Genomic DNA, 23,910 nt, shown 5'->3' with positions numbered 1-23,910 from the left:
TCTGCGTAATCTCCTGCATCTACGATAACTAAGAATAAGTTTTGGCTAAAGCCAATGGAGTTTTTCAAAATAAAAGAGCGGGCTAAAGCCCGCTCCTATTGAATTTATAATACCCCAATATATCTGGAATATTTTACGATTTTTCTTATTAATCTCTTGGTTCAAAAAGTAGCCTCTCACCAAATTTCTCCTCTGCAATTTTTCCATTGTCATACACCAGATGTCCATTAACAAAAGTATGGGTAACTTTAGAGTGGAAATTCATTCCTTCCAGCGGACTCCAACCACATTTGTACAGTAAATTGTCTTTGGAAACCGTCCAGTCTTGATTTAAATCTACTAAAACAAGATCTGCTTTATAGCCTTCTCTTACAAAACCTCTTTTTTCAACTTTGAAAAGAATGGCAGGATTATGAGACATTTTTTCAACGATTTTCTCAAGAGATATTTTACCGTTCTTATAGTTTTCAAGCATCACAACCAGTGAATGTTGTACCAAAGGTGCTCCAGAAGGGCATTTTGTATATACATTATTTTTCTCTTCTGCGGTATGCGGAGCGTGGTCTGTAGCAATCACGTCTATTCTGTCATCCAGCAATGCTTCCCAAAGTGCATCTTTATCCTTTTGGGTTTTTACAGCCGGATTCCATTTGATAAGATTTCCTCTTGTTTCGTAATCATCGTTGGTAAAAGTAAGGTGATGAACACATACCTCAGCAGTGATCTTTTTATCTTTTAGAGGAATGTCATTTCGGAAAAGCTCCATTTCCTTTGCTGTTGAAAGGTGGAAAACGTGAAGTCTAGCTCCCGTTTTTTTCGCAAGTTCAATGGCTTTGGATGAAGATTTATAACATGCTTCTTCACTTCTGATCAGATGATGGAATTTTACAGGAATATCATCCCCGTATTCATCCATATATTTCTGTGTATTGGCTCTGATGGTAGCTTCATCTTCACAGTGAACAGCAATCAGCATTTTAGTATTACTGAAAATATTCTCAAGTGTTTCAGGATTATCTACCAGCATATTTCCTGTAGATGATCCTAAGAATAATTTGATTCCCGGAACATTTCTAGGATTTGTTTTTAAAACTTCCTCCAGATTGTCATTCGTTCCGCCCATCATAAAACCATAGTTAGCATATGCTTTTTGAGAAGCAATCTCATACTTGTCTGCTAATAATTCCTGGGTAACCGCATTGGGAACAGTATTTGGCTGATCGATAAAACTGGTTATTCCACCTGCAATGGCAGATCTTGATTCAGTTTCAATATCTCCTTTGTGAGTAAGGCCCGGATCACGGAAATGCACCTGATCATCAATTACTCCGGGAAGAAGATATTTTCCTGAACCATCAATAATCTGATCTGCATCTTCAGAAATACCGGCAGCTATTTTAGATATTAAATCATTTTCTATTAAGATATCGCTTTCAAAGACTTTTCCTTCGTTAACAATATTTACATTTTTTATAAGAACTTTCATTTCAATTTATTTCTACACAAAATTAAGATTTTCAGTTTTAATTAACTTCAAAATAACCAAACGAATGCTTAAAGTTTTACATTTGCAAAAAAAATTCGGCTTTGTATAAAAAACTATTAGGACAAACAATCATCTACGGAGTAGGAGCAATAGCACCAAGAATCATTCTATTTATCCTTAATCCACTTTTGATCTATAAGATTCCCAATGAAGGTTTTGCGATTTTCACTCAACTTTATGCGTGGATTTCATTTGTTAACATTATCCTATCTTTTGGTTTTGAAACAGCGTATTTTAGATTTTCAGCCGAAGAGGATAACGAGAAAAAAACATTCAATACCTCATTTTGGTTTTTATTTTCTACATCCACTCTTTTCCTTGCATTGTGCTATTTGTTCAATCAACCCATTGCAGATTATGCGGGATACCACGATAACCCTGAATACATCAGATGGTTTGCCATGATTGCTTTTTTTGACAATTTATTGGTGATTCCTTTTGCATGGCTTCGTTTCCACAATAAACCCATCAAATATTCTGCAGTAAGAGTTGTTCAGGCTATTTTTCAGGCTGTTTTCACTGCTGCTTTATTCTTCTGGATTCCGGAAAACATATCAAGAAGTATGGGGCTGGATCAAAATGTAGATTATCCGTTCTTCAGTAATCTGGCAGGAAGTGCCTTAGGTTTTTTATTATTACTTCCTATTATATTAAAGGTAAGATTTCAGTTTGTCACTTCATTGTTCGGACGTATGATCAAATACTCCTTCCCACTGATGCTGGCAGGTCTGGCTTTTATGGTGAATGAAAACTTTGATAAATCCATACAGAGAAATTATATTTCCGATGAAGAAGCCGGTGCTTACGGAGGGTGCTATAAACTTGCTGTACTGATGACGTTATTTGTTACCGCTTACAGAATGGGTATTGAGCCTTTCTTCTTTAAACAGATGGATAAAGGAGATGCGAAAAAAACCTACGCCAAAGTAGCAGAATATTTTGCGTTTTTCGCCTGTGCTGTAGCACTGGGAATCATTGCCAATATATCATGGTTGAAAGCCGTTTTTATTCCTAATAAATCGTATTGGATTGCGATAGATATCATCCCGATAATTGTTATTGCTAATCTTTGTTTTGGAATATATTATAACTTTTCAACATGGTATAAAGTAACAGACAGAACCAGTATGGGAACTGTCATTTCATGGCTCGGAGCAGGGATCAACATAGGACTTAATCTTCTTGCTTTAAATTATTATCACAGCATGATGGGTTCAGCATGGGCTACTTTTGGAGCTTATATTATTATGATGATTGTTTCTTACCTGTTAGGTCAAAAATATTATCCTATTCCTTACAGAATGAAGAAAATGTCTTTCTTTCTGATACTGCTTGGGGTTTTTAGTTTCATCATTGTAAAGTATCTCAACTATAATATTCTAGCAAGCAATCTACTCTTTTTAATCTTTACCGGAATTTTGATTTATTCTGAGAAAAGCCTGATTTTATCGAGATTCAGAAAGAATTAAACTTTGGTCTTTATTTTGCTTGTACACCAACCTATTGTTAATTTAAACAAATATTTAAAAAGATATAAATCATAGTACCACAAAGGTTTTAATTATTATCTTTAGCCTTCATATTCGAAACATCTTATAAAACATCTTTTATACATATAATTTATGAAAATTATTGTCCCTATGGCTGGACGTGGTTCCAGATTACGTCCACATACACTGACTGTTCCAAAACCTCTTATTCCTATTGCAGGAAAACCTATCGTACAGAGATTGGTGGAAGATATTGCTAAAGTTGCAGGAGAAAATATTGAAGAGGTAGCGTTTATCATCGGAGATTTTGGTCCTGAGATCGAAAGATCTCTTATTCAGATTGCTGAAAAGCTGGGAGCAAAAGGAAGTATTTATTATCAGAACGATCCTTTGGGAACGGCTCATGCTATTAAATGTGCTGAGCAGTCTATGCAGGGTGATATCGTTATTGCTTTTGCAGATACTCTTTTCCGTGCAGACTTCCAACTGGATAAAAATTCTGACGGAGTAATCTGGGTGAAAAGCGTTGAAGATCCATCTGCTTTCGGAGTTGTAAAATTGGATAACTACGGCTTTATTACAGACTTTGTTGAAAAACCAACGACTTACGTTTCTGATCTTGCTATCATCGGTATTTATTATTTCAACAGCGCTGAAAAGCTAATGGAAGAAATCAATTATATCATGGATAATGATATTAAAAACGGAGGTGAATATCAATTAACAACAGCCCTTGAAAACCTTAGAGCGAAAGGAGCTAAGTTTACCCTTGGAAAAGTAAATGACTGGATGGATTGTGGTAACAAAAATGCTACAGTAGAAACCAACAGCAAAATCCTTGAATATGAAAGAGAAGAAATGAAAAATTATCCGGCTTCTGCTGTGATTGAAAACTCTTTAATTATTCAGCCTTGCTTTATTGGAGAAAATGTAAAAATCTCCAATTCAAAAGTAGGACCTGGCGTTTCTTTAGGAAACAATACAACCGTTGTCAATTCTAATATTGAAAATTCTTTGGTTCAGGAAAACACAAGAATTAATCACGGAAACCTTTCCAATTCTATGATCGGTAATTCTGCACAGTATTTCGGAGTTGCCAGAGAAATTTCTTTAGGTGATTATTCCGTTTTAGATTTTTTATCTAAATAAGAATAGCAAATATTTTATATAAACATCATATCATCAAGCCACACAAAATGTTTTTGTGTGGTTTGGCGTTAATATTGCAACGTATTTTTAATTAAAGATAAATACATGAAAAATTGGATCCCTTTTCTTTTATTGCTTCTTGCCCTATCATCCTGTAAGACCCGTAACAGTGTCCAAAATGACACAGATCATACACGGGATAGCATTAATACTACAAAAGACAATGGAAATCCGAAAGATGCTAATGAACCAGTGAGAGAAAAGCTTACCTTCTATGAACATGTATTGATCCCGCCAAAATTTGAGCAGATCAAAATAGACAGCAAAGTAAAGGTAGAAACAGGAAGCTATGTTCCTACACTGGATGCAACAATCTATATTGAAAATGATAAAAAGGTGTGGATGAATCTTAGAGCCTTGTTTATCAATGCGGCAAGAGGTATTGCTACTCCTGAAGGAATAAAAGGTCAGGATAAAATCAATAAAACTTATATAGATTCTGATTTTGATTACCTTAATAACTTATTAAATGTCAATTTTATTGACTATAAATCATTAGAAAAAATCTTACTGGGAAGAACTTTTGTGAAAATCAACGACAGACAGTTTGATCTTTTCCAGAATGCGCAGGGATTTAAAATGGTTTCTAATATCAATCAGAAAATTGTAACAGATGAAAAAAACAGAGAGTATAAAGTGACTCTCCAATATGATACTAATTACGATTTATTAACCGTCAATTTAAAAGATATTCTGTCTTCAGACGAACTTGATGTTTCATACAGCGACTGGAACGAATACGAAGGAATACGCCTTCCGAAAAATGTTAAAATAATTATAAAAGGCTCAAAATCTAGTCAAATTTTACTGGAAAATACGAAATTTGACTTTTCGAGGATGGAAACACCTTATTCTGTACCATCCAGTTATAAGAAAATTGAGATTAAATGATTAGAAAATTTAGCTTTTTAATAGGTGTTTTGATGTTCGGACTGCACCAGGGACAGCAGACCAAAGAACAGCTGCAAAAGCAGAATGCCGAACTTAAAAAACAAATTGCACAAATAAATACCGATTTAGCCAAAACCAGAAGTGAATCTAAGCTTTCCGTGGCCTATCTCTCGAATGTCAACCAAAAATTGGTTTTAAGAGAAAAGGTTTATAACAACACGCAGAAAGAAAAAAGATTCATTGAAGATGATATCTATTTACGTCAGCTGGAAATTAACCGTCAGAATAAAGAACTGGCTGTTTTAAGAAAAAACTATGCTGAAGTTTTGGTGAATGCTTATAAAAACAAAGGAGTACAGAACAAAGTAACTTTTATACTTTCTGCTAAAAATTTAGGAGAAGCCATACGTAGAGTTCAATATCTGAAACAATACTCAGACTACCAGGATAAAAAAGCAGCTGAAATCACAGATGCCGCTAATCTTATCAAAAAAACCATCGCTCAGAAACAAAACTCTGTAAAAGCGAAGGAAAATCTATTGGTTAACCAACAGAAAGACCTGGCCACCATCAATACTGAAAGAGCCCAGAAAGAACAACTGGTTGCTGATTTCAAGAAAAACGAATCTAAATTGACCGCTGAACTTAAGCAAAAACAAGTTCAGTCTAAAGCATTGGAAGGACAGATCAGAGCTATTATTGCAGAAGAGATCAGAATCGCCAAAGCGGAAGAAGAAGCCAGAAGAAAAGCTGAAGCAGAAAAAATACGTTTGGCAAAACTAGCTGCTGAGAGAGAGAAAGCAAGAATCGAAGCAGAAGCTAAAGCAAGAGCGGAAGCCCTTGAAAGAGAAAGAAGACTTGCAGAAGCAGAAGCCAAGAGAGCAGCAGACCTTGCAGCTAAAAGAGCTGAAGAAGAAAGAAAACGTAATGAAGACGCAGCAAAGGCAGAAGCTAATGCAAGAGATGAAGCAAGAAGAGTAGCCGCTAAAAAGGCTTCTGATGAGGCCAATGCAAGAGCTAAAGAAGCTGCTGATAAATTGGCCGCAGCAAGAGCAGCAGAAGCAGCTCTTACGAAAAGAAAAGAAGAAGAGAAAAAAGCAGCTGAGACCAAAGCTATGACAAGTTACGGAGTTTCCACCGCTACCGGAAACAGCTTTGCAGATAGCAGAGGAAGACTTGGTTACCCTGCAGACAGAGCCGGACAAATCACTCACCGTTTCGGAAGACAACCACACCCGGTTTTCAAAAATATTACTGAAGAAAATAACGGGATTAAAATTTCCGTCCCTTCAGGTACACGCGCAAAATCTGTATTCCCGGGATCAGTATCTTCAGTTCTCGCCAACAATGACGGAACAAAGACTGTAATCATCAAACACGGAAGTTATTTTACCATTTATTCCAACTTAGGAAATGTAAGTGTTTCCAAAGGACAGCAGGTTTCATCAGGAACTCCTGTAGGTACAATAGCTCAGGATTTTGATGGTGCTTATACACTTGATTTCCAAGTATGGAACGGAAGTACACCAGTTGATCCATTAGGTTGGATTTCATATTAAAAAAAGTGTAACTTTGCAAAAATTTTAAGAGATGAATACACTAACAATACTTGCCTTATCTTGGCAGCACATCCTTATCGTAGCAATACTTTTGGTATTACTTTTTGGAGGAAAGAAAATTCCGGAATTAATGAGAGGAGTAGGTTCTGGAATCAAGGAATTTAAAGATGCAGTGAAAGAAGAAGACAAACCAGGTTCTGAAAATAAATCTTCTTCAAACAACAATAATAATTCTTCTAGCAACTAAAATTCCTTAGAATTAATGAAATTTACTGAGACTGCATGGAAAGTCTTCAATCAAGCTATTGAAGACTATCACGTGTCTGATGACGTTAACACTCTAATTAATAACCCGTTCGAAAAAGATAGTTTGGAACGGATTTTGTATGCAAAGAACTGGATTGATACCGTTCAATGGCATTTGGAAGATATAATTAGAGATGAAAATATTGATCCGGCAGAAGCTCTTCAACTGAAGAGAACAATAGACGCCTCCAATCAGAAAAGAACTGATCTGGTAGAATATATTGACAGCTGGTTTCTTAATAAGTTTGAAAATATAACTCCTAAACCTGAAGCAAAAATAAATACAGAAACTCCCGCTTGGGCAGTAGACAGGCTATCAATTCTTGCATTAAAGGTTTATCATATGTCGTTAGAAGCTAATAGAGAATCTGCTTCTGAAGAACACAGAAACAACTGCCAGGCTAAACTGGATGTTCTGCTTACTCAGAAAGAAGACCTATCAACTTCTATAGATCAGTTGCTTACTGATATTGAGAACGGTAACGTTAAGATGAAAGTGTACAAACAAATGAAAATGTACAACGATGAAAGTCTTAACCCAATCCTTTATCAAAAAGGGCAACAGAAATGAAACGACTATTTTTCTTTGGAGTACTTATCATATTAACATCTTCCTGCGCAACGGAAAAGCTTAATCTTTCTCCGTTGTCAAATAATTTTTATAGTGATGCTAAAGGGTCTGATTCAGACAGAAGCTCAAAGAAGAATTTCAATATCAATATCAAACAGAATGTAAATGCTTCTGAAATTTCAAACATGATCTCTACTTTTCCCAAGTTTAAAAACAACGGATTAAATGATGAGATTACCAGCTTGAAATACAGTCTTCAGAATTATTTATATGCTATTGATGCCAGCAATTCTGCGGGAAAAGGCAGAGCCCTTAAAAGCTTCGAAAAATCATACAAAAAAATTCAAAAGCTAAGGCAAAACCTTGACAGAGACGACGATGAAGTTCTTAACAGATATCTGGTGCGTTTAAAAACCAATATTTCTGTTATTGAAGATACTTTGCCAGGAAGTTAAAAACTAATTGAACTATCAATGATTAAAATTCAGGCGGAAGCCAATGTTCCCACAGAGCACGGCACTTTCCGAATGATAGCTTTCTCCGAAAACGAAAACGACTGGATGCCTCATATGGCCATTGTTGCAGAAAATACAGATTTCTCAAAACCAGTTAATGTTCGTTTCCATTCAGAATGTATTACCGGAGAAGTTTTCCATTCAAAAAAATGTGAATGCGGTCAACAATTGGATGCTGCAATGAAATATATCCATGAAAACGGTGGAATTATCATCTACCTTCGCCAGGAAGGAAGAAACATCGGGATCATCAATAAACTGAAGGCATACTCACTACAGGAAAAAGGTCTGGACACTGTACAGGCTAATCTTGAACTGGGACTTCCTGCAGATGACAGAAACTTTGGCGTAGCCATTGAAATTCTTAATCTATTAGAGGTAAAAGATATCAACCTTCTTACCAATAATCCTGAAAAGGTAAAATATGTTGTAGACAGCAATATTCACCTTAACTCAAGAGTACCATTACAGATTCCTGCGAATGAAATAAGCAAAGGATATCTGCAGACAAAAAAAGATTTCTTTGGACATCTTCTGGATGACAATGATAATTAATTTTATAAATCTAACATTAAAAAGCTCCAAAAAACATATGTTTTTTGGAGCTTTTTAATTATTTAAATTAACACAAACCTCTTAATCCAATAACATTTCACCAATTAGTGTATTTTTTGTAAAATTAATTTATTTTTGCAGGGAAAAAATTATTCAATCATGAAAAAAACATTATTCGTTATTTCTTCATTATTTTTTATTGGCTGTGCAAGCAGTAATGACATGCTATATACCCAAGATGAAGAACAAAATTTAAACTTAAAAGAAGTTTTACCATCTGTATCAAATAAAATGTTAGCCTTAAATGGAGGCGAAATTACTTTAATGGATTTGGATTTAAATAAACCTCTTGGCCAACCAGATGGTGGAGGATGTTCATTCAAAACTGGCTATAGTGTTGATAATATTTATACATCAACGGCTGCATTTGGACCAAATCCACTTACATTTTTTGGGTACAGAATTCGCGGATATGGAATGCCAAGAACTGATATGTTTCTTTGGAAAGGGATTAGGTTTGATTCTGAGAATCGACCTAAAACAGTTACTAGCATGCAAGGACAAAATAGGTTAACTAATGACCCAATCTCTTCTGCAATTGCAATAGAGTTTCCGTTTGAAGCTAATGCAACTTATGAAATTACATTAAAAACATACATTAGTGATTATATATTTGAACTTAAAAATGCTTCTTATCACAGTGACGAGAAGGATTCTTATAAAATTGACAAGAGCCAGGCATTTCCAACAGTGGCATTAGAGCTAAAATCATCTTCAGAAATACCTGGAGCTGATCCTTGTGCTTGGAGGCCTGTAATAGCAAATGCATTAAATTCCCCTAATTATTATAAAAGGCAAAAAGCTGAAATACCATATAAACCTTATCATCAGCCAAAAACATTTATTTTCAATTTTTCAACCCTTGAAAATAAAAATGCTTTATTAATACATTTCTTACCTGAAATTTCTGACCAGATACTCCAAAGTAAATTCAAAATGTTCCTTGCAGGTATAAAAATAATAAAAAAACCATTTGATCAAACTCATGTTGTACCACCAAGAGTTACTACTCCAGACCCTAGCCTTCCATGTGGATTTAGAGGAGGATGCTAAGCAATTTAAAATATCAAAAGCCCCGAGAGAATTTCTCCCGGGGCTTTTTTAATTATAAAAAACTGAAAAGATATTTCTAAATTATTTAGTCTTGATTTTAGACTCATCAATATTGTAATACTTAATTACACTATTATAGTCTGAATAATCAACCGTAGCTGCTGCTGCGCTCTTAGATGTACCTGTTTTTGCAGGAACAATTACTACTCTGAATTTTTTATTCGTGTAATATACTGGATTATTATCCAAGTTAACTCCATTGGTAGATCTTACATCAATCCCAATATCAAATTTACTGAAGTCATATGAATATTCAACTTTATCAGCACCATTATTAGGATATTCTGTATAGGTAAGCAATTTCCAAATTGGAGAATTATTATTTGTAAGACCTGTTTGTAAATAAATAAGGACTACATCTGATTCAAGTAATGGACTTTTAAATGCATCATCAAAATGATATGTATAGCTATCTTGTTTATTAAATTTCGGAATAATATCATATGCTGTTGAATACGTATCATTATCCTGACCTTGTACCACAACATCATCACTATTATCACAGCTATAAGCAGTAAAACCTACAGCACCCAGGAATAAGAAGAGAAGTATTTTTTTCATTTTTAGTAAAGTTTAGTTATTATTTATATTGCGTATTCAAATCATATACCAAAAATCTCAAAAACTTTGTTTTCCTCACTTTTTTAATTGTATTTTTGTTCTTATTCAAAAAAGTCATGAAGAAATTATTATATACTTCACTCTTTATTGTCGCATTCATAAGCCCTAATGTGAAAGCCCAGTATCAGCCCAAAAATGCTTCTAAGGAAGATCTGAAAAAAGCGCAGCAATGGGTTGATAAAACATATAAAAATCTTTCTCAGGATGAAAAACTAGGACAGCTTTTTATTGTAGCATTATATACCAATAAAGGAGAAGAGTATATCAGCCAGGTAAGAAATATTGTTACCAATGATAAAATTGGAGGTCTGATTTTAATGCAGGATGATGCCGCAAGGGAAATCAATCTGGTCAATGAATTTCAGCAAAAGTCTAAAGTTCCTTTAATGATTGGGATGGATGCAGAATGGGGATTGTACCAGAGAATTGCTACTGCTCACAAATTTCCTTGGGCCATGACATTAGGTGCTATTCAGGATAAAAATCTGGTGTATCAGATGGCAGCAAAAATTGCAGAAGATTGTCACAGAATGGGAATCAACTGGGATTTTGCACCTGTGGTAGATGTCAATACCAATCCTAATAATCCGATTATCGGGAACAGAAGCTTCGGCTCTGAAGTGAATAATGTAATCAGCTCTGCCCTATCCTACTCCAATGGTCTTCAGGATAACAACATCTTAGCAGCAATCAAACACTTTCCGGGGCACGGTGATACCAGCACAGACTCTCACCTTGATCTTCCTGTAGTTTCTCACAATATTGACAGACTTAATACCGTAGAACTAGCACCATTCAAAGCGTTGATGAATAAAGGAATCGGTGGTGTAATGGTGGCTCACTTATATGTTCCAAGCTTAGAATCAGGAAAAGGAATTCCAGCTTCTGTTTCTAAAAATATCATTACAGGATTACTGAAAGACAAACTGGGTTATAAAGGTTTAATCATTACCGATGCATTAAACATGGGTGCTGTAGCGAACAAATACAAACCCGGTGAACTGGATGCTATGGCCTTTAAAGCAGGAAATGATATCATGCTTTTCTCACAAGGCGTTTCTGAAGGTAAAAAATTGATTCAGAAAGCTCTTGATAAAGGAGAAATTTCTCAATCCAGAGTAGAGGAAAGTGTGAAGAAAATCCTTTTAACCAAATATTTCCTTGGATTGACTCAATACACTCCTAAAAATCCGGAGAATATCAATACTGATTTGAATAATAATTCTCACGCTCAGTTGGTACAGAATCTTTATTCCAATGCATTGACTTTATTAAAGGATGAAAAGAAATTACTGCCTCTTACAGGAAAACAGGTTTATTATGTTCCTCTTGAAGAAGCTCCTTATCAGACTTTTGCCAACAGATTGGGTAACAATGTTATCATTAAAAAAGCGGGAGAAATTAATATGATTCCTGCCGGTTCTACAGTTATCGTAGGTTTCCATAAGGATAATTCAACAGCTTATAAGCCATATAAAATCTCTGCAGAATCTAAAAAAGTACTTTCTGATCTTACCAAAAATCAAAATGTCATTCTGAATGTCTTCGGAAGTGCTTATGCATTAAAGGATATTGATATTTCAAAAGTTTCAACGGTTCTTGTTTCTTATGAAAACAATGATGATTCTATGAATGCAACTGCAGATGCTTTCAACGGAAAAACAAAAATATGGGGAAAACTGCCAGTATTGGTCAATGATCAGTTGAAACCTGGAATGGGTATAGATCTTAATTTGACAACCTCAACAAACACCAAATAATACAAAATTAAAACAACAATAATCTAATGAAAATAGGCATACTTTGCTATCCCACCTATGGAGGAAGCGGAATTGTAGCAACAGAATTAGGAATGTCCCTTGCCAATAAAGGATATGAAGTACATTTCATCAGTTCTGCACTTCCTGCAAGATTAGATATCACCAACCCGAATATTTTCTTTCACAGGGTAAATGTTCAGACGTATCCGCTTTTCCAGTATCAGCCTTATGATATTGCGTTAAGCTCGATGATCTATAGGGTTGTTAATCTTTATAAACTGGATCTTCTTCATGCACATTATGCCATTCCTTATGCATATGCTGCTTTTACGGCAAAACAAATGCTGAAGGAAGACAATAATGATATCCCGTTGGTCACTACATTGCACGGTACAGATATTACCCTTGTAGGCCAGCATCCAAGTTATAAACATGCGGTAGAATTTTCGATCAATCAATCTGATGCTATTACTTCAGTTTCTGAAAGTCTGAAAAAAGATACTCTTCAGTTTTTCAACATCAAAAAAGAAATTCAGGTCATTACCAATTTTATTGATAATTCAGAATTTGACGACTGTTCTGAGTGCCAGAGAACACAGTTTGCCAATCCTGATGAAAAAATCCTGATCCACGTATCCAATCTTCGTCCTGTAAAACGTGTAGACGAAGTGCTACAGATCTTTAAGAATGTGGAGAGAAAAGTTAAATCTAAGCTGATCATCATTGGTGAAGGTCCTGATATGGAAAAAGTGAATCAGTTCCTGGAAGAAAATCCTGATCTTATTTCCAAAATCCGTCTTTTAGGAAAAGTAAATGATCTTTATAAAATATTGCAGCTTTCGGATGTATTTCTTCTGCCTTCTGAACAGGAAAGTTTCGGTCTTGCAGCTTTGGAAGCCATGGCAGCTTATACACCGGTCATCAGTTCCAATGCAGGTGGAATTCCTGAGGTGAATATCCAGGGAGAGACAGGTTATCTTGCTGAAATCGGAAATGTGGAAGCCATGAGCAACTACACCATCAAGCTGTTGAGTAATGACGAACTTTTAGCCAAAATGAAGCAAAATGCGAAAGATCAGGCGATAAAATTCGATTTGAAAAACATTCTTCCTATCTATGAGAAAATGTATAGAACAACCATAGAAAATTTTAATAAGGAGCTGACGAAAGTATAATTTTTCTATTATATTTACGTCACACTTATGACGGAAAAACTACTTCAATATCTTTGGAACCAAATACAGCAAACATAAACAATTAAAAATAAACACATTATACAAAATAAAATAATAAAAGTGTCAATATTTGTGTCAACCACAATAGAAATTATATTCTGATTTCAAATATCTAAACGTTACTTGATACTTAGATTAAAAATAAAACAGGTAATCATTAGATTACCTGTTTCTTATTAAAAAAGATTAGATATAATTAATACGTTTGTGCTACACACTATTTATCATCATTATACTGTTTCAATACTTTCTTTTATTTCGTAGTTTGACTATTTTACTAATCTAGCTTTGGGTAAACTTAAAATTTCCATTTTTAATTCATTACTTAAAATTGGCAATAATTCTCCATATTGAAAGATTTTCATAGGTAAAACCTGAAGATGTTCTACAGGCCACCAAGATTTTTCGGCATAGCGAATTAAGATTTTCTTTGCTAACTCTGTCTTACCAGAAACAATATAAAGTCTTGCTCTAGAAGCAGTCTAGTACTTGCGAAACTTCTAGATCCTATCATTTATAGCCTTTTATAAATTTCAAGAAAAAGTTTCCGATGTCCAGCAATTAGAATTAATATAATTTACTCAATTGGAAAAAAATAGGCTCCTGTTTGAGGTATTAAACAGGAGCCATTTAATTATTTAAGTGAATTCCAAATTTTAATATTTATGCATCATTAATTGCATAGTCATAAAGAAGCTTTGTTAAGTTCTCATTACTTACGGAACTATTTTCTGCATTATTTGACTCATCAATAGCATCCAGAAAGTAATAGAAATCAAATAAATTAGAATATTCTACACCATCACTTGAATATTCATAATTACCTTCTGTTTTCTCAATTTCAAAGAAAGCCAGATCATTGTCAATTTTCAAGGGCTGTTCCATGTAAATTTCAATAGCTTCAGATTCAAGATCCAAAGATTGCTTGTGACAAAACTCGTCAAAAGAGCTTCCATCTCTAAAATATTTTACTAAATCTAGTAGTTTCATTTTTTATAATTATTCAAATAATTTTCCAATAGATTCATAATATTCTCTTGTTCCAATTCATAATATTTATCATCCAATTCGTTTAGCTGATTGAATAATAAGTCGTCAAAATCTACAATTTTTTTGAGAATTATCTATTAAGGATTACATGTTAAAACTTATTCTGGAATTTTCAAGTAAGTTTACTAGTATTTTAAAATAAAGCATTGAAATCAATGCTCTATTTTGTTGTCAAAAATTATTAATTAGTATTGCCAGTTTTCTATACTGATCTATTATTTTTAAAAATCCTCAATAAAATTGGTAAAAGGCCTACTGAAACAATTAAGAACAATCCTAAATTTGATAGATTCAATTTATTAGGAAACATTACCATTAACATTAGCCATGTTAACATTATCCCAATCATTATATAACCATAAATCTTAGCTGATTTAGTATTATACCAATTGTATTCAACAATCAAATCATTACTTCTTTTTTTATTCTGTAAAGTGATAATTTCAATTAAATCTTCTTTAAAATTTAAATAATTACCGCTGTCTTTTTTAGGAATATTTAAAAAAAATTTATAAGATTTAAAGACTAATCTACATCCATAAAATTTTTCAGTTTCACTAAAATTATAATTACGAATATCTATTATATCAATTTTTTTATTGTTAAAAAAAATATAATCATTATCCAAAATTATATTATATGTAATCGTACAATTATTCTTAATTAACATAAAGCTTAAAGCTGATAATACAAAAAGTACAATCGCAGGAAAAATTTTTGGATTATAATAAATAGAAGTTAGTATAGTTAATATTATTACTAAAATAAAAGCAAAAGACATAAACAATATTAGTCTTTTTATTGAAAAATTTTTAAATTTATATTTTTTCATTTAATATTTTTTTTATGGGTACCAAATTGTAGATTTTCTACCAATACTCTTATCTAACTGATCGCCTACTCCAAACATATAGTCTGCTACTCCATAAATTGCAATCCCTGCAAGAATAGCAGGAGCTGCTGCAACTATAACAGGAGCTGTGGCAAATGTAGCAATAGCTGTTGCACCTAATAGACCAAGATTTACAATTGAATGAGCATCCCAAGTATCAGTTCCAAACTCATATAATGTTACCCCAGCCGTTAATGCTGTACCAACATAGCCTAATCTTTTAGAAATTTTACCCGCAGAATTCATAAATCCTTCAGTTGATCTTAAAATCTTTCCGGCTCTAATACCACTGACTGCTGAAAGAAAAGTTGAAGCATTTATTTTGTTTACACTAGATAATTTATTATACTCATCTATTATCATATTAGCATTTCCTAATTGCCCATTTAAATGTTTTTCAGTGTCTTTAAAAAAATCTTCTGTTTGATATTTCATTAAAGAATGACTTGCACTTTCTATATCATTCGTAAGTCCTAATAAACCATTACCTAATAATTTTAGAATATTAAACCCACCAACACCCTTCACAAAATTTCCTTCTTTATCATAACTATCAGGTATATCAGTCCACCATTTCATAGCCCCATTGGTATTTGTCAAACCAAATGTTCCTTTATTTTGCGTAGCTAACATTAGGTCTCTATATGCCTGTGTATTTCCAAAAGTCCCCTGAGTAGAACCTCCACCATTACGACTTCCTTGTTTAAATTGAGGAGTATAAGTGAAATTCCCATTCATCCCGGCAAACCAATATGAACCATCAGGAACATTATTAATAATACCACCATCATAAGGGACATTTCTCATCCCATCAGGATCAATAAACATTACAGGATTATCTGCTCCATAATGATAAGGGCTAAACTGGCTGAATGCTTCCGCTAGTGGATCTATTACGCCCCATCTACCCAAATCCGGCATATACATTCTTGCTCCAAAATCATACATACCACTTTCCTGCAATTCTTTCCCATTGTATTTGTAGCTATAGAAGCTTCCAAACGGAGAAAATGTATTTCCAATATGGTTGAGCCCGAAAGGATAATAGTTGTTGGTATCTAAAATTTCAGGATTACCTGTGCTGTCTTTTGCAAAACTTACCCTTATATTTCCAAGGTGATCTTTATATTGGTAAATATAGCGGTTTTCTGTGAAACTGTAATAGCCTTCTGCGGTAGCAACAAAATCAAGATTCCATTGTGGTGCAATTACTTTTCCAGTATCAGAAACACCTTTATAGGCTTGCTGTTCATAAGCATTGCTCGTTCTACATGTTATGCAGGTACTCCCTTTTTCAAAAGTATATTGAAACCCATCCAGATAATCAGTAGTTTGGGTAATGGAGCTTGCTTTTTTTCCACCTGTTTGGCTTGTATATACTTTTCTAAACTTAGTCCCATCTGCACTATACAAATATTTAATTGTATTATTAATAGGATTGCCTAATTCATTCTGTACAATAGTAAAAGTATCAGACAGGTTAAGAAAATTATAACTGATAGACTGTATCCCTTTGTCCAGCATATCTTTCATATTCCCATTCAGATCATAGGTAATAGTATTATTGCCCCCTTCATATCCTGAATCATTCAATGCATTTTCTGTCACTTTGGTTAAGCGATTTCCGGTATAGTCGTACACCAAATCATCTACTTGTGTAGCTGTTGTACCAAATACAGGAAAAGCATTTCTTTTTAAAGTTTTAATATTTCCGTTCAGATCATAGCTCAGATACTCATTATAATAATTGTTAAATGGAGTTGTAGAACCAGGTTCTGAGTATATGGCATCTTTCAGTCTGTTAAGCTTATCATAAGTATAGGTATATCTTTTTTGTACATTCTCTGAAGCGTTTTGCCAATCTATTTCTGTAATCGTGCCATTGTATTTCCCTTGACCAATATTACTATATTCAGGATTGGTATATTTAATTCCATATCCGAATAATTTACCATTTAAATTAACAGGATCATTAATTTTAATAAGTGCACCTAAAGCGTTATAGGTATAATCTATAGCCTGAAGAGGAGAAGAAGATACACTTCCGCCTACTTTTTTTCTTTTCAGTTGAGACTGTTCATTATATTCATTTTGTGACAAAATTTCAATAGGGTTGTTATCAACCTGATGTTTCTGTACCAAAAGCCTGTTGTGATCATCATATTCAAAAATTTGACTAATAGTTCTCTCAGGATCAGTCTGTAATCTCTTGTGATACGCTTTACTTTGCACTGCAACACCTGCAAAATCCAGCTTTGTTTCTATTTTGGTGTATCCTCCCAAATGATTGATAGAATGATTTCCTACAGCTCTTAATTTCGAATCATACCATATCCAGTTATATGTCCAGTAATCATCATCAATATTCTTCACATATGAAGCAGTAGGAAGAGTTTTTGTGTTTTGGAAAGCATAGGTATTATCCCATATAATATCTTGTCCAAAAATAGTTGCTGGCTTAGGAGGAGTTCCTTGTGGATATGTATCGTAATAATTAATACTTAAAATGACGGGTGTTTCACCACTGAAATAGTTTTCTGTATAATAAATATTTGTTGCACTTCTAAAAAAACCAGTTGCATCTCTTTTTTCAGTGATGATAAGGTTTTTCAAATCATTTTGTCTCGCTGCTCTATCTCCTCCTGTTAAAAAGCCTGTATAAACAGGTCTTCCAAGCTCATCATATTTTGTCATCAACCATTGGTTGTTTTGCTTCATATTAGTATCACGAGAAAGGATAAGCCTGTCGGCTTTATCATACACCATATATTCCCAATCTTTGCCAGGAAGTTTCTTTTCTACCAACCTACCCAAACTGTCATAACGATATTGATAACATAGATTATCTAAAGCATTTCCATCTACCGTAGTTGTAGCAGCCAATGGCGTAATAACGAAAACCTGCATTCCCAAATCATTATAAACGTAATAGGTGTCTACATCCTTTGCCCCGTCGTTCTTGCGTACTAAAACTGTCTGTCCAGCAGCATTTTTAAATTCAACAGAAGTATTATTATCGCTGTCTATGACAGTAGTTTTCATCAGCTGATTGGCACCGTAGGTTCCACTTTCTACCAGTTTTGAATAAGTAGCTTCATCGACCCAGGAGTTGATTACAGTATATTTCTTTACCTCTCCGGCAATATTTGCACTATATCCCATTTGTACAGGATGCTGTGCCCAATCATTGCCTAAAGGTGTAATCTTGTTAATTCTGCCTAAAGGAGAGTTTTCAAACTGTTTTTCCGAATAAATTTTCTCCTGCCCAAATACTGTGGGGGCATTGGATAGCGGAGCTGTATAAAAGGCACCATTTTGTGTTGTGTTCTGTGGAATTGGAAGATACTCTTTAGCTACTCTTCCAAATGCATCATATTCTACATGATTTACGATGTCTTTGCCAGATGGAGTGGCTTTAATTCCTATTGTCTGTTTTGCTCTTCCCAATCCATCAAAATATTGTATTGCTTCAGTTTTTTTGATACAGTCTGCATCCAGACAACTTTTAGTATATACGTAGTTTTCAGCAGTTGTAGCATTTAATGTTTGAGCGTAAGAATGCCCTGCTAGCCATAAAAGACTGAATATATTTAAAATTTTTTTCATCATGTATTAGTGTCTATAGTTATACTGGTATTCCTGTAGTGTTTTTCCATCAGAATCCATTGTTTTTACTAATCTGTTGGCAGAATCATATACATAGGATACTTTTGCTCCATTAGAAGAAACGGCATTAGTAATCCCAATTAAAGGATCATAGGTATAAATTGTTACAGGATTAGATTGTAATGCAGGGTCTCTACGTAGATTTTCCAAAGCTTGTAATAGAGATGCCTCATTAGCAGGATTATCAGCATCAGCATTAGAGGCATTTATAGCAGCAAGGACTGATGGTAAACTAGAGATTTGGCTATAAGTAACTCCAGCAATCTCAGCAATAGGTAATGTTTGATAATATCCCCAGATTGTTACTGTAGGAATACCATTTTTACCCTTAATCTGTACAGGGTTTCCTTTACTGTCATAAACATCATAGACCATTGTTGTTATAGGCGTTAAATCTTTCATCTCAAAAGTAACTACAGAAGAAGGATACAAATTATCTACAAATTCATATTTTGCCCCACCTTTGCTGACAATACTTCCATTTACCTTTGTTTCCGTTTGAAGAGGGATTGAAAGCATATTGGCATTGATCAAACGTGTATTCGAAAGATCTAAAGGGTATTTTATAGTGGTTTCAGTAATTTTTCCATCCGGAGAAGTACTCTTTGTATAGGCAGGTTGAAAATTAGTAGTATTAAAAGTTGTTTCTGTAGTACCTTGTAAACTACTCCCATTAGCATAAAATGTTTTAGATGTGGTTGTAGTTGATTTTAACCAGGCACTTTTAGACTTGTAACCTCCACAAATAATATATTCCTGTACTCCACCAATTTCATCAAGCACATAATCTGTATTTTCACTGGAAATTAGTTGATTCTGTTGATTGTACATTTCTTTTTTTGTCAAAAGAGCTGTAGAGGTAATATTATAATAAGGTTTATAGAAATTGATAGTGCTTGTATAATCATCAGGAGTTTTGAAATAATATTGGGAATAACCCTGACTTTCTGAGCTTCCCTCATATATCTCCTTTACATTATTATACAATACAGATTCATTTACATTTCCTATTTCCTCATTGCAGACTTCTCCGGAAAATACTTTACCACTTGTCCCGCTATTATCAAACAAATCATATTTGTAAGACATGGCTTTTTTTACTGTATTATCTGTATCGTAATATTTTATATTGGCAATTCGGGCTCCTATTTTCAATTGAGTTGTATTTTTATAAGGAGCAGATAAATTAACTATCTCATAATTTTGAATGCGTCCATTTCCATTTCCACTGATTTTGAATGTATAAGTCCCTGGCGCTAAATTATAATATTTAACATTTTCTGAGCAGCCATTAGCAGTTCCTGTAACTTCATTTCCTATTGAGTTTAATAACTTATAGGTTGGTGGGAGAATAATATTTCCGTGAATGTTTACGATTTCGTAAACTTCATCAATTAAAAGTTTAATAAAAAACTTTTGCGATGTTGATACCTGAAATGTATAGCTCCTACTGCTATTTGTATTATAATTAACTGTATTAGCAATATTTAAATATTGTAATGTAGGCTCTTTGAGCTGATTAGTATCTAATTGTAGGTTACTTTTATTTTCATAAACTTCATTAGCCTCAAAATTATATACGACATATCCACCTTCAGGTAAAGTCATTTTTTTGAGGAGCCCTAAGGTATATGTTTTAGGATCGGCTTTTGTATTATCAGGGCACAAAAAGTTTCCATATTCATTAGGATTTGGAGAAGTTCCATAGTTGGTTTCTGAACCCGTTCCATCATATGTAAATTGTCTTCCTTCAATAAGGTTTTGATTTCTGTCTAGTTTTTGAACTGATAACAGAGTCCTTTTTCCTTGATTGACATTATTTGGATAAGTAGAACTGTAAAAACTTTGATAATCAAGTCTGTATTTAGCAATAAGATGAGAGGACATATCCAATAAACTAAGACTTTTTATAATATAAGGGTCATCATCACTAATTCCTTTGTATACATTTTCAAAAGTGATTTTTCCATAGGAAGTAGTAATACTTTCCATCTTACAGTTCTGATATAATAAAATACTGCTATTATCTACATTTTTACTGTTTTTCTGGTAATTGAAAGTAGCTATCGTAATATTATTTTCGTCAATAACTTTTGTTAAATAGAAGGCCGATTTATAATTAAAACCTTTAGAACTTGTATCATATCTTGCAATGCTATAATCCTCAAAAACATATTTAAATCCTTTGCTGTCAGTTATTTTAAAAGAGTTAAGGACAAGTGTCGCAGTATTAGAATCTCTTGTGTATTCTATTTTAACGTTACTTCCTGAGATATTATTAAGAGTAAAAGTATTGTTAATAGTATCTCTGACAAATTTGAACTTTCCTGAATTACCAGGTAAATCGTAGTAATAGATGTCATCAAATAAATTCTTTTTATAACTTGATTTCGTTGCATCATAATAGAACTCATCGACAGCACCATTAATTACTCTTGAAATAACAGCGCCACCTTTAAATAAAGACCATCCAAGACCAACTTCACTAGCAGGTTTGTCTTGTCCTGTATTGTAAGGGTGGTAACTCAATGATGTCATAATCTCAAAGTCCTTATTTCCTGTTGGTAATGACAATAAAGGAATTCCAATACCTGGTATCCCAGTAGATAAAGAGACAGGGGTATTTACATAAGAAGAAAAGGAAGAGGCTGAGGGTACAGGCTGGGCTGTATCCCCATAATTCCTTTCAATCTGTGATTTTCCTAAATTAAAGATTAGAAAAATCATAGCTAAAATAATTTTCTTAAACATGGTTTTATTTCTTTATTAATTTGGCGTTTGCTGTTTTATTAGTATCCGTTTTTATAGTCGCCAGATAAGCTCCCTGAATGAGTGCCTGAGTATTAATTTTGGTAACTTTATTTTTTGTTTTTATACTTTGAAGTTGTCTTCCGCTCATATCATACAATAGAATATCCGCATCTTTAAAGTCAAAACCGATTTCTATGTAAGCATAATCAGAGACAGGATTCGGATAGATTTTGATGTCGTATTTTTCCATCAACTGATCAACCTGTTTATCACCCAGTTTTACAATCTTCCAGTTTTCTTTTCCAAGCTCTTCTGCACTAGTTCCGGCAAGAATGATTGAACCGTCTCTATTTAATTTTAAATCGGAAAGTCTTTCTTCTTTTTGTCTGGATTCTCCATTTACATATTTTCTCCATACCTCGTTCCCTAACTGATCAATATACAATAGCCAAAATGTATTATCATCTTTCTCCACTCTACCCTCTGAAGGAGTATAACCACCGAGTAAAACTCCTTTGTTAGATTTGTCATCCACTGAATGAAGGACATTCATACCCATTAGAACATCCCGATTTCCAAAACTGTAGGATTTCTGCCACTGCTGTTCGCCTTGTTCATTTAAAGAAATCAGCCAAAGATCTGTACCTTCCTGAGTTCCCACTGTTTTATTTCCTGAACGTTTAGACCGGGATTCTCCACCGATTAAATATCCGGATGAGGTTACAGCCAGTGTTCTTACATGATCATCACCTTTACCACCATAGTTTTTCTCCCATTGAACCTTTCCAGTTTTATCCAGTTTGATAATCCAGTAATCTCCTTCTCCGTAATTCTCCGTCGTTTTTGCCCCTCCAATACCGCTTCTGGAATATATGCCAAGTAATGCTCCTCCGTCTTTTGTTGGAATCATTTTTTCAACCTCATCTAAGCCTTTTCCACCTAAAACAAGCTGAGATAATTCTTTTCCGTCTTTGTCCAATTTTATTATTAATGCATCTTTAGATCCATACCCTTTTGAAGAATTCTGTACATTACCTGCAAGAAAGAATCCTAAATCTGTCGTTTGAATCACTACTCTTGCCTCTTCATCAGAAGTGCTTCCTAAAGTTTTCTGCCACAATTCATCGCCAAACTCATTAAGACGGATAAGCCAGATGTCTGAACCTCCTTTAGAATCCTCTTTTTTGTCCAGTCCTTTTCCTGAATAGGAAGTGCCGGAAATTAAAAATCCTCCATCCTGTGTCGTAACTGTAGCTGATAAATAATCATGATTTTGTCCTGAGAAATATTTTTCCCAGACTTCTTGTCCCTGCTGATTCAATTTGACCAGATGGAAATCATAACCATTGTTTTGTTTTTGGCCTGCTAATCCTGAACCACTCGAAGGAGCACTCTGAATTGAGCTACCCGTAATGAGATACTGCTGATCTATGGTAGTTGTAACCTGACTTAAAAAATCCTGCGTACTGGACTTTATATCACGCTGCCAGATTACTTCTGTTTCTTGGCCGGAAATGCCCAGAAATGTGCACAAGAAAAGTGCAATCGTGTAATTTTTTTTCATTGTTTTTAAAATTTTGTATTTTTTGATTTAAAACAAGTCTCAATAAGGCATTACCGCCTATTGATATGACTTTGCGCAACAGGATTAGTCTATCCTGATGGGTAGAATATTTTCATATTGGTTTATTTTTTAAAATGATGATATAGCCTGATTAAAAAATCAGGATTTACTTAATTAGTCACAAAGACCTTAGGCTTTAAAGCCCTACACTAAAGAAATAAGATAAAATTTCTTATATCGTGCATACAAGAAATTAAGTTGGGGAACATAATTTCTTTTCTCTCATTTGTTTCGGTTTTCTGGCAGTAAACTTAAACACTATCTGTTTTTTGGACAATCCGTAAAATCACGGTATTTTGCATTGTAATGTTGAGAAATAAAATAAAGTAATTTCATATTTTTTCATTTTAAATTGGTGGTTTTGTAATGTCTTCTTTCTAATAACAAAGCTATTACTTCATAGCGACAGATCATGTCGTATTATATTTAACCCCGAAAAAATTTCTCTTATTTTTTATAAAAAGAAAGGCACGGAGCTAAAGTCAATCTGCTACAG

18 protein-coding genes are annotated in these 23,910 nt (G+C 33.9%); 11 read left to right on the top strand and 7 right to left on the bottom strand.

All coding sequences use genetic code 11. The features are described 5' to 3' along the window. Positions 1–148 precede the first annotated feature (148 nt). Positions 149–1,486 carry a dihydroorotase gene (locus tag NK356_RS05560; RefSeq protein ID WP_253316419.1) on the bottom strand — a complete coding sequence of 446 codons (1,338 nt, stop codon included), beginning with the start codon at positions 1,484–1,486 and terminating at the stop codon, positions 149–151. Positions 1,487–1,587: 101 nt separating this feature from the next. On the opposite strand from NK356_RS05560, the gene NK356_RS05555 reads away from it, so the two are divergent. The 9 genes from NK356_RS05555 (at position 1,588) to NK356_RS05515 (ending at position 9,755) form a co-directional block, all read left to right on the top strand. Further along, complete coding sequence (locus tag NK356_RS05555) at positions 1,588–3,015, top strand: oligosaccharide flippase family protein (protein ID WP_253316418.1); 1,428 nt, start codon at positions 1,588–1,590, stop codon at positions 3,013–3,015. Positions 3,016–3,168: 153 nt separating this feature from the next. Then, the gene (locus NK356_RS05550; RefSeq protein WP_034695730.1) at positions 3,169–4,185 is read left to right on the top strand and encodes a sugar phosphate nucleotidyltransferase; all 1,017 of its coding nucleotides are present in this window, start codon (positions 3,169–3,171) and stop codon (positions 4,183–4,185) included. Between the two features lie 105 nt (positions 4,186–4,290). Continuing rightward, positions 4,291–5,136, top strand: coding sequence for a DUF4292 domain-containing protein (locus tag NK356_RS05545; protein ID WP_034695727.1), 846 nt, complete (start codon positions 4,291–4,293; stop codon positions 5,134–5,136). Then, a complete protein-coding gene (locus NK356_RS05540; protein WP_034695725.1) occupies positions 5,133–6,695 on the top strand; it encodes a murein hydrolase activator EnvC in 1,563 nt (520 codons plus the stop codon). Before NK356_RS05545 ends, NK356_RS05540 begins: the two co-directional genes overlap by 4 nt. Positions 6,696–6,726: 31 nt before the next feature. After that, a complete protein-coding gene (locus tag NK356_RS05535) occupies positions 6,727–6,942 on the top strand; it encodes a twin-arginine translocase TatA/TatE family subunit (RefSeq protein ID WP_034695724.1) in 216 nt (71 codons plus the stop codon). A gap of 15 nt (positions 6,943–6,957) precedes the next feature. Then, entirely contained in the window at positions 6,958–7,572 is a 615-nt protein-coding gene (locus NK356_RS05530; protein ID WP_253316417.1) for a DUF4254 domain-containing protein, read from the top strand. Beyond that, positions 7,569–8,027, top strand: coding sequence for a hypothetical protein (locus NK356_RS05525; RefSeq protein ID WP_253316416.1), 459 nt, complete (start codon positions 7,569–7,571; stop codon positions 8,025–8,027). The genes NK356_RS05530 and NK356_RS05525 overlap by 4 nt, the downstream gene beginning before the upstream one ends. Before the next feature lie 18 nt (positions 8,028–8,045). After that, positions 8,046–8,642 (top strand): GTP cyclohydrolase II, encoded by a 597-nt coding sequence (ribA, locus tag NK356_RS05520; RefSeq protein ID WP_052198528.1) that lies wholly within the window; start codon positions 8,046–8,048, stop codon positions 8,640–8,642. Positions 8,643–8,801: 159 nt separating this feature from the next. Next, the gene (locus NK356_RS05515; RefSeq protein ID WP_253316415.1) at positions 8,802–9,755 is read left to right on the top strand and encodes a hypothetical protein; all 954 of its coding nucleotides are present in this window, start codon (positions 8,802–8,804) and stop codon (positions 9,753–9,755) included. Positions 9,756–9,836: 81 nt separating this feature from the next. Here NK356_RS05515 and NK356_RS05510 read toward each other — a convergent pair whose 3' ends face one another. Next, positions 9,837–10,376 (bottom strand): hypothetical protein, encoded by a 540-nt coding sequence (locus tag NK356_RS05510; protein WP_253316414.1) that lies wholly within the window; start codon positions 10,374–10,376, stop codon positions 9,837–9,839. Between the two features lie 116 nt (positions 10,377–10,492). Here NK356_RS05510 and NK356_RS05505 point away from each other — a divergent pair, with 116 nt between their 5' ends. Beyond that, entirely contained in the window at positions 10,493–12,196 is a 1,704-nt protein-coding gene (locus NK356_RS05505) for a glycoside hydrolase family 3 protein (protein ID WP_253316413.1), read from the top strand. A gap of 26 nt (positions 12,197–12,222) precedes the next feature. Further along, complete coding sequence (gene bshA, locus NK356_RS05500) at positions 12,223–13,371, top strand: N-acetyl-alpha-D-glucosaminyl L-malate synthase BshA (RefSeq protein WP_034695707.1); 1,149 nt, start codon at positions 12,223–12,225, stop codon at positions 13,369–13,371. A 723-nt stretch (positions 13,372–14,094) separates the two neighbouring features. On the opposite strand, the gene NK356_RS05495 is transcribed toward bshA, so the two are convergent. From NK356_RS05495 to NK356_RS05475, 5 genes are all read right to left on the bottom strand, one after another. Further along, entirely contained in the window at positions 14,095–14,421 is a 327-nt protein-coding gene (locus NK356_RS05495; protein ID WP_253316412.1) for a hypothetical protein, read from the bottom strand. 262 nt (positions 14,422–14,683) lie between these two features. Further along, entirely contained in the window at positions 14,684–15,313 is a 630-nt protein-coding gene (locus NK356_RS05490; protein ID WP_253316411.1) for a hypothetical protein, read from the bottom strand. A 12-nt stretch (positions 15,314–15,325) separates the two neighbouring features. After that, a complete protein-coding gene (locus NK356_RS05485) occupies positions 15,326–18,982 on the bottom strand; it encodes a DUF6443 domain-containing protein (protein ID WP_253316410.1) in 3,657 nt (1,218 codons plus the stop codon). A 3-nt stretch (positions 18,983–18,985) separates the two neighbouring features. Further along, positions 18,986–21,766 (bottom strand): hypothetical protein, encoded by a 2,781-nt coding sequence (locus NK356_RS05480; RefSeq protein ID WP_253316409.1) that lies wholly within the window; start codon positions 21,764–21,766, stop codon positions 18,986–18,988. A 28-nt stretch (positions 21,767–21,794) separates the two neighbouring features. Next, a complete protein-coding gene (locus tag NK356_RS05475; protein ID WP_253316408.1) occupies positions 21,795–23,354 on the bottom strand; it encodes a T9SS type A sorting domain-containing protein in 1,560 nt (519 codons plus the stop codon). Positions 23,355–23,910 lie beyond the last annotated feature (556 nt).

The organism is Chryseobacterium sp. S0630, assembly GCF_024158915.1.
GTDB lineage: Bacteria > Bacteroidota > Bacteroidia > Flavobacteriales > Weeksellaceae > Chryseobacterium.
Note: the sequence above shows the minus strand (reverse complement) of the source record. Positions and strands in the feature narration are given on the sequence as shown.